The sequence below is a fragment of the Novosphingobium sp. FW305-C-30-35 genome (assembly GCF_058783135.1).
On sequence record NZ_JBYSYJ010000001.1, the window covers coordinates 1,165,645 to 1,180,081 of the forward strand.

The 14,437-nt window shown below is 63.4% G+C and carries 12 protein-coding genes; all 12 read left to right on the forward strand.

Features of this window, described 5'->3' with window-relative positions:
- Positions 1–101 precede the first annotated feature (101 nt).
- Positions 102–932 carry a hypothetical protein gene (locus tag AC3WLM_RS05800; protein WP_492476857.1) on the forward strand — a complete coding sequence of 277 codons (831 nt, stop codon included), beginning with the start codon at positions 102–104 and terminating at the stop codon, positions 930–932.
- Complete coding sequence (locus AC3WLM_RS05805) at positions 929–1,441, forward strand: hypothetical protein (protein ID WP_492476858.1); 513 nt, start codon at positions 929–931, stop codon at positions 1,439–1,441. Before AC3WLM_RS05800 ends, AC3WLM_RS05805 begins: the two co-directional genes overlap by 4 nt.
- Positions 1,441–1,887 carry a hypothetical protein gene (locus tag AC3WLM_RS05810; protein ID WP_492476859.1) on the forward strand — a complete coding sequence of 149 codons (447 nt, stop codon included), beginning with the start codon at positions 1,441–1,443 and terminating at the stop codon, positions 1,885–1,887. The genes AC3WLM_RS05805 and AC3WLM_RS05810 overlap by 1 nt, the downstream gene beginning before the upstream one ends.
- Positions 1,887–3,890, forward strand: a complete 2,004-nt coding sequence (locus tag AC3WLM_RS05815; RefSeq protein WP_492476860.1) for a hypothetical protein — start codon at positions 1,887–1,889, stop codon at positions 3,888–3,890. Before AC3WLM_RS05810 ends, AC3WLM_RS05815 begins: the two co-directional genes overlap by 1 nt.
- On the forward strand, positions 3,887–6,823 hold the full coding sequence (locus AC3WLM_RS05820) for a hypothetical protein (protein WP_492476861.1): 2,937 nt from the start codon (positions 3,887–3,889) through the stop codon (positions 6,821–6,823). Before AC3WLM_RS05815 ends, AC3WLM_RS05820 begins: the two co-directional genes overlap by 4 nt.
- Positions 6,820–9,252 carry a hypothetical protein gene (locus tag AC3WLM_RS05825; RefSeq protein WP_492476862.1) on the forward strand — a complete coding sequence of 811 codons (2,433 nt, stop codon included), beginning with the start codon at positions 6,820–6,822 and terminating at the stop codon, positions 9,250–9,252. The genes AC3WLM_RS05820 and AC3WLM_RS05825 overlap by 4 nt, the downstream gene beginning before the upstream one ends.
- Complete coding sequence (locus AC3WLM_RS05830; protein WP_492476863.1) at positions 9,249–12,584, forward strand: SGNH/GDSL hydrolase family protein; 3,336 nt, start codon at positions 9,249–9,251, stop codon at positions 12,582–12,584. The genes AC3WLM_RS05825 and AC3WLM_RS05830 overlap by 4 nt, the downstream gene beginning before the upstream one ends.
- Positions 12,585–12,639: 55 nt before the next feature.
- Positions 12,640–12,843, forward strand: a complete 204-nt coding sequence (locus AC3WLM_RS05835; RefSeq protein WP_492476864.1) for a hypothetical protein — start codon at positions 12,640–12,642, stop codon at positions 12,841–12,843.
- Entirely contained in the window at positions 12,840–13,289 is a 450-nt protein-coding gene (locus AC3WLM_RS05840; RefSeq protein ID WP_492476865.1) for a D-Ala-D-Ala carboxypeptidase family metallohydrolase, read from the forward strand. The genes AC3WLM_RS05835 and AC3WLM_RS05840 overlap by 4 nt, the downstream gene beginning before the upstream one ends.
- On the forward strand, positions 13,286–13,588 hold the full coding sequence (locus AC3WLM_RS05845) for a hypothetical protein (protein ID WP_492476866.1): 303 nt from the start codon (positions 13,286–13,288) through the stop codon (positions 13,586–13,588). Before AC3WLM_RS05840 ends, AC3WLM_RS05845 begins: the two co-directional genes overlap by 4 nt.
- A 219-nt stretch (positions 13,589–13,807) precedes the next feature.
- Positions 13,808–14,146 (forward strand): hypothetical protein, encoded by a 339-nt coding sequence (locus AC3WLM_RS05850; RefSeq protein WP_492476867.1) that lies wholly within the window; start codon positions 13,808–13,810, stop codon positions 14,144–14,146.
- Positions 14,147–14,158: 12 nt separating this feature from the next.
- Positions 14,159–14,422, forward strand: a complete 264-nt coding sequence (locus AC3WLM_RS05855; RefSeq protein ID WP_492476868.1) for a hypothetical protein — start codon at positions 14,159–14,161, stop codon at positions 14,420–14,422.
- Positions 14,423–14,437 lie beyond the last annotated feature (15 nt).

The window sequence follows — 14,437 nt, forward strand, 5'->3', positions numbered from 1 at the left end:
GACGCCGATCACCCCGCTATGGGGGTCAATTTTGCACGCCGCTCCACAATTTCGGTAGCGACCGTTACCTTGCCGCCGATCTGACTGCGGCGGCGCGGCACGTGACCGCACCGGGCGTGATCCAGCTGGCAGTGCAACGCCTGCCGAACAACCTGCTGCACGCGGTGCGCAGCGACGGGCAGATCGTGACGCATCCGATCAACAAGGGTGACGTCAAGGGCTTTGCGCGCCTGATCCCTGGCGGCGACGCGCAGATCCTTTCGGCGGTGGCCGTAGTGGGTGAAGACGGCAAGCGCGACGATCTGTGGGTGCTGGTGAGCCGCGAGACACCTGCGGGCACGCGCAAGGAGGTGTGGAAGCAATCGAGCTGGCGCGAGCTGGGCGACGATATCGCGGAATCGTTCTTCGTGGACGCGGGCGTGCGCGTGGAAGCGACGGCAGGCCAAGCCACATTTTCGGGCCTGACGCACCTTGCCGGGCAGGAAGTGGCGGTGCTTGCGGGCGGTGGCGTGATTGCCGGGCAAAGCGTGGACAATGACGGGGTGCTGACGCTTCCGGCCGAGCTGGTACCGCCGTTTGCCTATACGCTGATCGTGGGGCTTCCCTACACTGCCCGGGCAGTCACCCTGCGCCCTTATGTGCAGGCTCCGGGCGGATGGCAGGGCTTCCTGCAGCGCATCGCCCATGCCTTTGTCCGCCTGGTTGAGACCGTTGGCCTCAAGGGCGGTGCGACTGGCGAGCGGCTTGAGGATGCAATCGACCGTCCGGCCAATGCGGCAATGGACGCGCAGATCCCCACCTTTACCGGCGACGTGAAGGTGCAGATCACAAGCGAGCCGGACCGTGACACGACGGTGACGCTGGTTAGCGACGCGCCGCTGCCAGCGACGATCGCGATGATGAGCTTCAAGATCGAAAGCGGGGACGCATGATGTTCCACGTTCGCCGCATGGTGCCATTGGACCTGGCTGAAATCGTGGTGCAGCCAAGCCAATCTTTGCAGATGGGGCTGCCCACGCAGTTTACGCAGGAGGAAGCCGAAGCGCTGTCCGACCAGCGCGACGCATGGACGGCGCTGGATGGCGACCGGATCATCTGCTGCATTTCGATTGCCGAGAATTTCCCCGGCCGCAGCGCCGTGGCGATGGCACTGTTTGCGCAAGGCCTTGGTGCAGTGCACGTGCCGCTGACCCGTTTCGCGCGCCGGATCGTGGCCGAGAGCCCGCTGCCAAGGATCGAGGCGGTGGCCCTTGCCAATGACGCCGAAGTCATCCTTGCACGGTTTCCGCACCTCGATCCCTACGAGTTGCTGACCAGCGTGATGGTTGAGCCGACCGCCCCCTGCCGGTGGGCCGTGATGGCGGGCCTGACGGCGGTCGCCTGCCTGCGCAAGTTCGGCGCGGCCAGCGAAACCCATGTCCTGTTCGAGAGGATCCGCTGATGTCGTTCCTGCCAGCTGCGGCGGCCATTGCGGGACCCATCATCCAAGGTATCGGCCAGTTCAAGGCGAGCCAGGCCAACGCGGCCGCGCTGGACGCGCAGGCGTGGGAAGAACAGCAGGCGGCGGTGCAGCAGGAAGCGGACCTGCGGATGCAGGCGCGCGAAGCGATCGGGCAGCAACTGGCCAGCCAGTTTTCCGGCGGCATCGAGGGCGGCACGGGCAGCTCGCTCGACTATCTGCGGGAAAGCCAGATCAATGCCGCGCTAGACGTGCTGCGCATAAGGCGAGAAGGCACTGTGAAAGCGCAGACGCTGAGAAAGCAAGCGAGCGCGACGCGGACACAGGGGTATTTCCAGCTGGCGAGCAGCCTGCTTGGCAGCGCTTCGGCTGCCAAGGGCATGAACAATGACTGGGCCGCCGCTCGTGCCGGCACGAGTGCGGGCTGATGGCGACGCGCGGATACGACAGCCAAGTGGGTGCGCGGGCGCAGGACGTGGCCGTGCAGGTATCGCCCGATGCCTATGGGGCGGGACTTGGCCGCGCGATCGGCGAGGCCGGGCAAGTCTTCCACCAGGGCCAGATCAACGATTACAAAATCCAGCGGGCAGCGACGGCCGATGCCGAGGCGACGGACTTTGCCCGGCGCTTTGCCGAGTTCCGCCTGCAGATGGACCAGACTGTGCGGGACACGCGCAACGGTGCGGCACCGGGAGGCGTTGGCCATACCGAGGCCATGCGGCAGGCCTATGAGAAGGGCCGCGAAACGCTGTTCACCGGGCTGACCGAAGACAGCGTGAAGCGCCAAGCCGAGCAGCAGTTCATCGCGTTCGGATCTTCGCTCCTCGAGCGGGAAAGCACTTGGGCAGAGGGCAGGCGGGTTGCCAAGGTGCTGGACGATGCACAGGTCTATTCCGACATCGGCGCAAACCGCGTGCGCGCTTTGCCCGATGCCAATGCGTACCAGGACGAGTCCGCGCTGGCCGATGCTTATATCGACAGCCTTAACCTGGACGATGACACGCGCGCCAAGCTGAAGCGCGAGACACACCAGAAATACGCGATCTCCTTCCTTAACGGGCGGATCGATCAGGATCCCGCCGTGGCACGCGGCCTGATCGACGCCGGTACGTTCAACGATGTGCTCGAGCCAAAGCAGCTCGAGCAGCTGCGCAGCGGCGCTGACGTGGAGATCCGGCGGGGCCAGGCGCAGGCCGAGCATGAAGCCAACATGCAGAAAGCGGGGATCCGCGAGCAGATTGCCACGCTGAAAGAGGCGGACAGCCAAGGGCTGGAAGTGGATCCGGCGCGTATCGACCAGCTGATACAGGCAGCCACGGCCATGGGGGATACCTCTGCCGCGCTGGAGCTGGACGGCATCAAGGCGAACAATGCCTTCGCGAGAGTCTATCGCGCGATGACGCCGGTGCAGCGTGAGGCGCGCATTTCGGTCCTGAGCGGCAAGGAAAAACGAAGCCCGGCCGAGCAGCGCGAGCTGGAATATGCGCGCACCCATGCAGGCGCGATGGATAGCGATTTCAACAACGATCCCGTTGGCTATGCAGCCAAGTATGGCACGGGATCGAGCGTGCCGCCGGTGCTGGATCCGGCAGACCCGCAATCGGTGGCAAAGCGTCTGGAATGGCGGCGGCAATACTCGGCCGCGACAGGCCGTCCGGTGCCTGTGTTTTCGGACAACGAGCTTGTGCCATTGCGTGAGCGGGTGACAAGCGGCGCGCCCGGCCGTCTTGAGGTGCTGAAAGCGCTGGACGCGATGCCATCGGCCGATCGTGCGGAAGCTGCGCGCCAGATACTGCCTAACGATGTCAGCTTCAGGCATGAGTCGCTGATCCGCCCGTTCGCCCGCGCGACCGTGTACGCCGGTCGCGAGAAACTTGCCGCCGATCGTTCATTCCTGACCCCCGATCGCAAGACAAACTCGGGGCAGCGTGCATTCGAGCTGCTGGGCATTGCTGGATCGGAAATCGACTTCGCGCTGCGAGCTATGCAGCCGGCTGAAGTGGACGCGGTAAAGCAGATCTCTGGCCAATGGCTGGCGGGGTGGCTTTCGGCCAAGGGCCGCGACATCAATTCACTGACGCCAGGCGACATCCGCAATGCGGCAACGCTGGCGCTGGGTGGCTATGCCAAGCCCAACGGCACGTATCTTGGCGGCATCGGTCATTGGGCGGGTGGACAGCCTTACGTTGTCCCCGATGGCTTCAACCATAACGGCTTCCAGACCTTTGTGATGGGGCAGCGGAAACTGGACGACGGGCGCGGCAACGGGCCGATCAATCCCGATGGCACACCCTTCAACCTCAACAACGCCTATCCTGTCCTGATCGGGCCTGATCGGTATCGCTGGGAGACGCCCGGCGGTTCGGTGGTAACCAACAAGAAGGGGCAAGCCTACGTCACGCGCCTTTATCGCACCGGGCGGGCGCAATGAGCGTGGTTGCGGCGATGCAGCCGCGTCTCGACCAGGACCGCACCATGCCGCAGCGCGTGGCCAGCGACAGCGAGTCCGTCAATACCGGTCCTGTCAGCTGGCTCGATGCGGCGGCGGCGAACTGGCGGCTTGCCCTGGACGACGACGAAGCGGGCAACTTCAACAACCGCGCCAAGGCCTACGACGATCTCGAGAATGCGCTGGTGGCCATGGGCCGCAAGCGGAGCCGGTATCGCAACCCAGAGTGGACGAGCTACTGGGGCACCGATTTTGAAAAGCGGTTCGGTGCTTTGTGGCGCGACGTGGAAGAGGCCCGCCGTCTGAACCCGCGCGCCTTTGCCGACATTCCCAAGACGCAAGCGGAGTTCGACACTTGGGCCTATGCGCGCAAGGGCGAGCGCGCAAAGGACATGGCTGTGGCCGCGCGTGGGGGCTTTGGCAGCCAGATCGTGCCATCGCTGGCGTTTGGCATATCGACCGCCGGTTCGGCCGAGAACCTGCCGCAGCTGCTGCTGGGTGGCGGGACAAAAGCCGCCTCCGAATTCCTGATCGCGCAGTTCTATGCCGGTGCTCTGGGCACGGCGCTGCAGACGCCGGCGCGCGTCCGTGCTCGAGCAAACATGGGGGAAGGTTACAGCGCCGACCAACTGGCGACTGACATGCTTATCGGCGGCGCGGCCAATGCGGCCTTTGCCGGCGCGATCGCCTATGGTCCGAAAGCCGGTGCGAAGCTCTACGAAAAGGCCGTGCCGTTCGATTATCGCGCGGCGCAGGCGCTGAAAGAGGCGACACCCAAGCACTTGATGCCGCCCGATGTGGCGGCCGCGTGGAACGTGTTGACGCGGCATGAGGAAGTGGCTGGGGCCAATCCTTTCGTAAACACCCACGAGGGGCTGGACACGCACTTTACGCGGATCCGCGAAGTGATGGACAGCATGACGGCGGGCGATCGCCTGCCGATCACGCCGGCGCCGGTGACGCAACCGATCGCCGAAGGCCTGGGCAATTCGATCGAGCGCTACATGGCGGCGGCGCGGGCGCAAGAGTCGGGCGGCAATGACAGCGCGCGTAGCAGCTCCTCGAGCGCGGGCGGGCGCTACGGATTCATCGATGACACGTTCGTCACCTACTATCGCAAAGCCTTCCCCAATACTGGCCTGAGTGACGAGCGGATCCTTGCGCGCAAGAACCAGGGCGACGTGCAGGAACGCGTCATGCGTGCCTTTACGGAAGACAACGCCGCCTGGTTGCAGCGCAATGGCATCGAGGCAAGCCCTGGCAACCTTTACGTGGTGCACCACATGGGCACCGGCGGCGCAGGAAAGATCTTCCGTGCGGCCGCCGACACACCGCTGGCGCAGCTGCTGCCCCCGGAAGTGATGCGAGCCAATCCGCATCTTGAAGGGATGACGGCAGGCGGCTTTCGCCGTTGGGCGGCCGAGCGGATGGGCAGCGAGCCGGGCACTATCGCGCCGGTGGGGGATCTGGCGCCGGTGCGCCCTGCCGCGCTCGATGCCGAGCGCCCATTGGTGGATATGCCCGAGCCGATCGCGGTGGAAGACATCGCCCCGCAACCGCCCTTGCGGCCCGAGGTTGTCAACGATGGGCTGCTGACCGCGATGCGTTCGATAGTCGACGATCGCAAGATCTCGATCAACGACATGCCGGGGCTGGCGCGCGAGCTGGGCACGGATGAGGACAGCCTGCAGCCTATCCTGCAGAAGCTGGTCGACGAGGGCCGACTGACCCTGACCAAGAGCGGGATCTATCGCCGCAAGATGAGCCAGGGGCCGGAAGATGCGCTGACCTTCATCGCGCGCCGGGGTGGCATTTCCTACGACGGACTTGATCCGAGGCTGGCCGACAAGATCGGCAGCAAGGGCCATGACCTGCGCAACAGTGGCAACCTGAATTACTTTGTGCCGCAATCGGGCCCGCTGCTGCGCCCCCAGGGCCAAGGTCTCGACAACATGGCTGAACTGCTATGGGATGCCGGATACTTCGGACCGCCGGAATCAACGCCACGGCCGACCGATACCGAACTGATCACATGGCTGGACGACGCAATCCGCAAAAAGGAGAAGCGCTACAGCTTTGCCGACCAGGCCCCCGAGCCGAAAGCCACGGCGGCTGACTTTGCGCCGCCCAAGGAAGACGCCCCCGGCGTGGCGGCCGACGTGGCCGAACAGGACCGGTTCTGGCAGCGCTATGACCGCTGGAATGAGGCTGCGGACGTAGCTGGTACCGCGCCGATGTTGAGCGGCGAGATCGCGCGCCTCGAGCAGCTGCTGGCCGATGGCACGGACACCCTGCCCCCATGGCGGGAAACGGACCTTCCGAGTGCAGAGGAGCTTGCGCCCTACGTGCTCGAGATGATAAACCGCGACATCGACGACATGCTCGAGGCCGCGTACCTCGAGATCGAGGATCCTTACTATGATCTCGTCAGTGAAGCTGGAGCGCCTGCAGAAAGCGGCACAGGATCAGCGCCTGTCGCCGGATCTGCGCGCGCGGGCACAGCGGACGCTGGATCTGGTACAGCCAATGGTCGACCGAGCCCGAAAGAGCTAGACGAGATTGAAGCGGCCGGGCTTGGCTCGCCGCTGATCGACGAACAGGCGCACGCCGCCTTTGACGATCCCGCCGGAGACGGCATTGCCCAAGTAGCGGACAGCGCCTGGCACGATGTGCGGGCGGAGGTCGATCCCAACATTGCCGCGCTCGATCGCCAGAAGGCGCAACTTGGGGCCGATGCCCCGATGCGCGCGAAAACCGAGCAGGACGGCACGATGGGCACGCCGCTGTTCGATGCGGCGGACCAGCCCACGTTCGACCTGGGCGACGGCAAGGGCGCGCGAACGCTGAAGGACATCGAGGACGAGATCGCGAGCGACGAAGCGGCGATCGAGGCGATCAAGGGGTGCTTGCTATGAGCATGAAGCCCTGCCTTCCCGGCCTCGTTTCTGAAGGCAAGCTGACGCAGGAGCAGGCCGATCGCGCCGGCGCGCTGTTTGACGAGCTGCAGCAAGATTTCCGCCGGCAGTTTGGTGACCAGGCCGCCGATGCCATGGCGACGGATGCTGCCCTGAAAGCCATGGCGGCCGAGGCTGCGCGCAAGAAGTTCCTCGCCGCGCAGACGATCCGTGCCCGCCAGCGCATCGAGGCGGATCTTCGCGGCTATAACGGCGGTGGCGGGAGTGGACCGATCGACCCGCGCGCGGGCCCTGCCATGCTGGGCGGCGACGGCCGCGCGACCTATTCCAACGTGGAAGGCCGGTGGCGGGCTGTGCGCGGCCGGGCGCACGCGATTATGGACCGGATCCTGTCCGAGCATTCAAGCAACCTGCTGGGCGAAGTGCGCAACAAGGCGCAGCTGGCGGATATCGTGCGCGAAGCCTTTGGCGAAAACACGGGCAACGCGAATGCGCGCGAGCTGGCCGACGCCTGGTTGCGCACGGCCGAGATGCTGCGCCAGCGTTTCAACGCCGCCGGCGGCGATATCGGCAAGCTTGAGCGCTGGGGCCTGCCACAGACCCACGACAGCCGTGCCGTACGTGCTGCCGGCTTCGAGGCGTGGCGCGCGGAGATCCTGCCACGGCTTGACCTGGGCAAGATGATCGACAACCGCACCGGGCGGCCGTTCACGCAACAGAGCCTCGAACTGGCGTTGCGCGACGTGTTCGAGACGATCCGCAGCGATGGCTGGAAGGATCGCGCGCCGGGCGGGATGGGCAGCGGGGCGCTGGCCAACCGGCGCGGCGATGCCCGGTTCCTGATCTTCAAAAGCGCCGACGACTGGATGGCCTATGCCGACCAGTTCGGCGCTGGATCCGCATTCGATGCCATGATGGGACACATCGATGGCATGTCGCGCGATGTGGCCATGCTCGAGGTGCTGGGTCCAAACCCCAGCAATACGATCGAGTGGATGAAAGATCTGATCCGGAAGGACGCGGAGACGGATGCCGCGCCCAACAGCAAGGCGGTGGACCGTGCGCGGCCGCAGATCGGCGCCATCGATCGCATGTGGAACGAGCTGACTGGCGCGAGCAACCGGGCGGAAAATCGCAATCTTGCGCTGGTCATGTCCTCGATCAGGTCGATCCAGTCGGCGCAGAAGCTTGGAAGTGCGCCTTTGTCCGCCGTTTCGGACGCCGGCAATCAGGCCATCACCCGCGCATTCAATGGCCTTCGGGTTGCAAACCTTCTCAATGACTATGTCAAGTACCTCAAGCCTGGTGCCTTAGAGGATCAGCGCATGGCGGTGCGGCGAGGTCTTATCGCCGAGGAGTGGTCGAGCCGTACGGCAACGCAGAATCGCTACATGGGCGAGGAAATGACCGGCGAGGTGTCGCGCCGGTTGGCCGAAGGCGTGATGAAGCTCTCAGGCCTTGCGCGGTGGACCCAAGCGGGGCGCTGGGCATTCGGCATGGAATTCCTTGGCACGCTGACTGAGCAGCGCGGCAAGTCGCTGGGCCAGCTGGATCCGGCCTTGCGCGGCGCGCTCGAGCGCTATGGCTTTACCGCGGCGGATTGGGACGAGATCCGAGCGTCGCCGGTAACCGTTGACAGGGGCGTAGAGTGGCTTTCGCCCACGGAACTGCCCAATCAGCAGCTGGGCGATCGGCTTCTCGAGATGATCGCACGCGAGGTCGATCACGCGGTGCCGGTGCCGGACCTGCGCGTGAAGGCCGGAGTTAGTGCAGTTGCGCCAAAGGGCACAGTTGCGGGCGAGTTAATCCGCAGTGCGTTCCTGTTCAAAAGCTTCGGCGTCACCGTTATGCTCATGCAGTCGCGCCGTATCATGGAAATGAATGCTGGAAACGCAGCGCGCTATGCGGCCGGATTGGTCATCACAACGACGCTTCTTGGGGGGCTGGCGCTTCAATTGAAAGCGCTGGCCAATGGCAAGGATCCGCGCGATTCGACGACGCCCGAATTCTGGGGCGCGGCAATGCTACAGGGCGGCGGCTTCGGGATCTTTGGTGATTTCCTGCAGAGCAGCACGAATGCCTATGGCAACGGCTTTGCCGAGACGCTGGCAGGTCCGATTGTATCGGACGCGCAGAAGCTGGTGAACATCCCTAAGTCTGCCAATCCGCAGCGAGACACCCTGAAATTCATCCGCAGCCAGCTTCCCGGCGGTTCGCTGTGGTACGCCAAGACCGCGTTCGATCGACTGGTGACCGACCAGATCCAGCGCGCGATCGATCCCAACTATGACCAGTCCTGGCAGCGCATGGCTGACTTCGCGCGCGAGCAGGGCACCGATTTCTGGTGGGCACCTGGCGATGCCGCGCCGGGCCGCGCGCCTGATTTTTCCAACGCAGTTGAACCGCAGCAGGGAGATACCGTGCAATGACCGTTGCAGCCAAGAGCCCGTTCGAGCTTTACGATGGCGACGGGGTGACCACGGCGTTTGCCGTGCGCTGGCGCTATCTGGACGTGGCACACCTGCTGGCCGAGAAGATCGCCGCAAACGGGACGGTGACCGTGCTGGTGAACGGCACGGACTATACCGCAACGGCCGCGCCGACCGATGCCGGCGGCACGTTGACGCTGACCACAGCGCTGGCCGCCGGTGAAAAGCTGCGGATCCGGCGCAAGACGCCACTGGCACAGCCGACACAATACCCCACTTCCGGGAGCTTTCCGGCATCGAGCCATGAACTGGCGCTCGACCGACTGACGCTGCAGGGGCAGGAAGCGGCCGAGCAGCTGGCGCGCACGCCACAGGTTCCGGTTGGCGAAACTGCGCCCGAACTGAACATCGCGGCAATCGCGCCCGGGCAAGTGCTGGCGCTGGTCGGCGACAAGATCCAGGGCGTGGACAACGATCCGGCAAGCGCTGCGGATTCAGCGGCGCAGGCGCTAGCCGATCGTATCGCTGCCGATAGCGCACGAGGAGAGACTGAAGATCTGCGCGATGAGACGGAAGGCCTGCGTAATGAGGCTGAAGTGTTGCGCGATGCGGCAAACGCTTCGGTGGTGGCCGCGCAACACTACTTCCCTGGCGCGCGTGACTATGTGCCGCGCGGCCTGACCTCGGTTGCCATCACGGCGGCGGGGAGCGGTGGCACCAACGGCACATACACTTGCCCCCTGACTGGCGATAACCTTTCGATCGATGCTTACGCGACGGTCGTGGTTTCAGGCGGCGCGGTAACGTCCGTTTCTGTGGCTGCACCGGGGCTTTACATCGGTGCATCCCCGACCGCTGGCCTTGTAGATGTTTCGAGCATTACCGGGCTTACCGGAGCAACCCTGACCCCGACCATCGGCTATCTGAAGACGTCTGGCCAGACTTGGCTAACCGACACTGACCCCGCGTCGGCCTATCTCTCGCTGTTCCAGAACCAGGCCAACGCCGCTGTCGAGATCGATCCACAATTTGATCCGATGAGCGCAGGAGCTGCAGCGGCAAGCGCGGCTGCCGCTGCAGCTCAAGTCGCACTTCAGCAATACACGCAAACCATTGGCCGTCCGGTTGGGTCCACGCTTGTTACGGGTGCGGGCGCTGCGAATGCTGGCACTTACGTTTTCGCCAACGCACTTCAGTTTGACGCAAACGGCAATTCCTCGCTGCGGCTTTGGAACAGATCAAGCAGCGCGCAGACCATCAAGTTGCGCCGCTATACCGTCAGCGGTGGAACAGCAACGCCGGTCTCGGGAAGCGCATGGGTGTCTGTCACAGTCCCGGCAGGTCCCGGTGCATTCACTATTGACACCACCGCTTACGGCTTTCTTGAAGGCGAGGCTGTCGGCATTTCGATGAGCGCGGCCTTTCTTGCCTATGTCACCGGATCAACCGGGGATAGCGGCGGGTATCTCACGACTTCTACGGTCGATGCAGACGCATTTTCGGCATCGCTTGTTACGAACATTCAGCTTCAGATCGGCATTGATATGCCGTTCCAATACGTCACGACCGAACGTGTGCAGACGATTGAGGCTGATCTCATAACCGCGCAGGAGTCCGCGACTACCGCAAACGCGGGCCTTGGTGATTTGGGCGAACTGGGTTCCGTGATTGTCGAGGATCATGCAGGCACGACCCAGTTTGCAGGAACGTCGTTTGGCGGCTTCGCTGGCGCTGTCGAATTAGCGGATACGCCGGTCGGCACGCTTATCAAGCGTATCGGATTTGACGGCATCTATGTTGCCGGAACTGGAACGAAAATTAACCTCAAGGTCTACTCTTGCGCCGATACGGAAACTGCCGCGCCGCCGACAAACTGTACGCTGGTATTTGATCACGATTACACGCTGGCAAGCCTCGGCCTGACTGCGGGCGACACCAATCGCAAATCAATGTTGATGGAGTTTCCAACCGCCTTCACCAAGGCATCCGGGCAGAGACTTGTTTACCGTTGGGAAGCGCAGGACGGTTCCGGTGCGCGCGTGGCATCTTCGGCGGGCTATCTCTCGGATAGCACCGCTACGGCCAGCGAGCGTGGATGGTATTACTCAACCACTGGCACCAGCACGTACACGGCCATAGGATCGCCAAACCGATTGGCTGTTCGCGTTGCCCGTGATGGGTATGGGCCGTTTACGAAAACGGACCTCCTTGCTTCGGCTAATGCTACGCTTTTGGTTTCTGGCACGACTGTCACGGTGTCAGGAACGGTGCGCCGCAATGGTGTGGATTATCCTTTCTCTGGCAGCGTCACGCTTCCCTATGCTGCATCCGGTCAGGAGCGCATGGATAAAATCGTCATCGACCGCACGACGCTCGCGGTTTCGGCGGTATCTGGCACTGCTCGCACGGCGCAGCTTGATAGCCTCGAATGGCAGGGTGCAACGCCCTCGAATGCGCTTGTAATCGGTCGCGCCCGGGTCACTTCCTCGGCAATTGTCGCCGTTTCGACCGCCAACTTCCGCAACCTGATCAAGGTCGGCAACGAAGGCTATATGGCGGCGCATATCGAGCGCAACCGTCGCATTCTTCGCAAAGTCATCGGCAAGGCTATCCGTGGCGAAGAGATAACCTTGGCTAACTACAGTGACAGCACCGCCGCAATTCAATCCAGCACACCGCCGTTTACAGCGAACGGCACCATGCGCGACCGTGGCTTGACCTATCTCGCCAACTATCCATCTGACACGCTCGCAACGCTCACGCTCTACGATACCGGGGACGGCGCTGGCCTAGTCCATACTCGCCTTGGGTGGAACTGGAAAATCAAGGCAGCACTGGAAGATTTGGGCGGTGTCGTAACATACGACAATTACGGCATCGGTGGAACGACCAGTCAAAGCACAACTGGTAACGGACTTGATCCGTCTCGTATCGCTGTCCCGCTTGCTGCTGTGCCGGATGTGGTTGTCATTGCGTTCGGCATGAATGAGCGCGGCCAAAGCTACACCTATGCCAACATCCTAAACATGATCCAGCAGTTCCAAGCGGTTGGCACGACTTGCATTGTAATGGGTGTGCCAAGGCCGAACGCTAATCAGTCTGTTTCGGCTTGGCGCATGACCAATGACCAGCTTGAAGCGGCAGCAATTGACGGCGGTGCGGCGTACGTTTCGACCGTGGCGATCAGTGATGACCGCAACCTTGGCGGGATCGGCGTTCCGGCTGAAGCGCTGGCATCGGCAAACACGATCACGGGCGGGAACAATCATCCGGGCATCTATGAACTAGACGTCTATGGGGACAGCGCAGTTGTGCAGTTGGGGTTATCGTGACCCTCGCGCAAGCCATCCGCGAAGTGGAGCGAGTTGAGCACGAGGTGCTGGCAAAATGACGACACATCACAATCATGAGGCGGCATTGAAGAACATCGGCGATCTAGGCGCTTCAGCGGGTTCAGCACTGGTCGTCGTTTCGCACTGGTCGGAAGTGCTGACCCCCATCATCGCGCTGTTGGTTGGCCTGCTGACGCTGATCTGGTGGGCCGTGCGGCTGTGGGACCGCTTCCGGCCGGAAGGGGAGAAGATGCCATGAACCTGACCGAGAACTTCAGCCTGGCCGAAATGATCCGATCCGGCACGGCGCTTCGCCGCGGAATCGACAACACGCCGCCGCCGGCAGTGATCAAGGCGCTCGAGCGGCTGTGCCGAAATGTGCTTGAGCCCGTGCGCAAGCGCTATGATGCGCCGGTGATCGTGACTTCGGGTTATCGCAGCCCGGCATTGAACAGCGCGATCGGTGGCAGCGGCACGAGCCAGCACAGCCAGGGCGAAGCGGCCGACTTCACCGTGCGGGGCGTCCGCAACATCGAGGTGTGCCGGTGGATCGAAGCAAACCTCGAATACGACCAGTTGATCTACGAGTTTGGCGAAGATGGCTGGGTGCACTGCAGCTGGTCAAAATCCCGCCTGCGCAACATGGAGCTGACCGCGCGCCGGGTGAGCGGCAGGACGGTCTATATCGCGGGGATCGTGGCATGACGGTCTTGGAGCGGGTTTCGGCCGCCTTTGCGACGATGCTCTCGGCCGATGGCCGCAGAGCATGGGCGCTGGTGGCGCTGGTTTGCGGGTGTGGCATGTTCACAGCGCTTGCAGCCGTTGGCGTATATCTGGTGCGCGATGATCCCGAGCGAGCCTTCTGGCTGGCGATCGCGGCGCACGCGCAGGTGTTCGTAGGGATGACGGCGATCGGCGCGCTGCTGGTCAAGCGAACAGTGAAGCTTTCGCGTGAGGGCATCGAGATCTCGGATGGCCAGCGCTCGCGCGAGCGCGACCTGTGAGCGGCCTGCGGGGCACGTTGATCGCAGCGGCCGTGGCGATGGTGCTGGCATTGCTGCTGTTAGGTCAATGCCAGAAGGCGCGCACAGCGGGCGCAGAGGCCTCTCTCAGCGCGAAGACGGGTGCTGCGGGAGTGGTGGCAGGGGGCGAGGCTGTCAACGCCATTGCAGGGGCTTCTGAGAGGCAGGCGACTACGGACGCAATCACGAGGGAGAACGGACGTGCGATTCATGAGGCTGCTGGTGCTGGCCAGCTGGTTGATCCTGCTGTTTCCGGCGCTGGCCTTGTCGGGCTGTGTAAGCGCGCCGCCTATCGTAGCGACCCCAAGTGCCTGCGCTTCACTCCTGCCGGAAGCGTGGCGGACCCCGGTGCCAGGCACGCCGCTTCCGATTGAGGGTAACACAGTGGGCGACTGGATCGCGTTCGGCGATGCGCAGACAGGTCAGCTCGACAAGGCAAATGAACGCACGCTGTCCTCGATCGCGATCGTGGAGCGATGCGAACAATTGAACCGTGAAGCGGTGGCCAAGGCCAAGCGGCCCTGGTGGAAGATCTTCTGAGGAGAAACGGACATGGCTACGGCAAAGGTTCTGGCATCGGTTAGCAGCAGCTGGTCAGACATCGCGGGTGCTGCTGCATCGACGGCGGGCACGACGTGGCAGAACGTGGGCAAGGATCCTGCAGCGATATCCTTCACTGCCAGCGCGCCGGGCGCTTCGGATGCTTACATTCTGCTGCCGCCTGGCAAAAGTTACTACGACAAGAACGGTTCTGCCAACGTCTGGGCGAAGTCCACTGGCCCTGCCGGATCGACGCTATCGGCCGTCTCCGATTGAATCTTGTTGGAATGA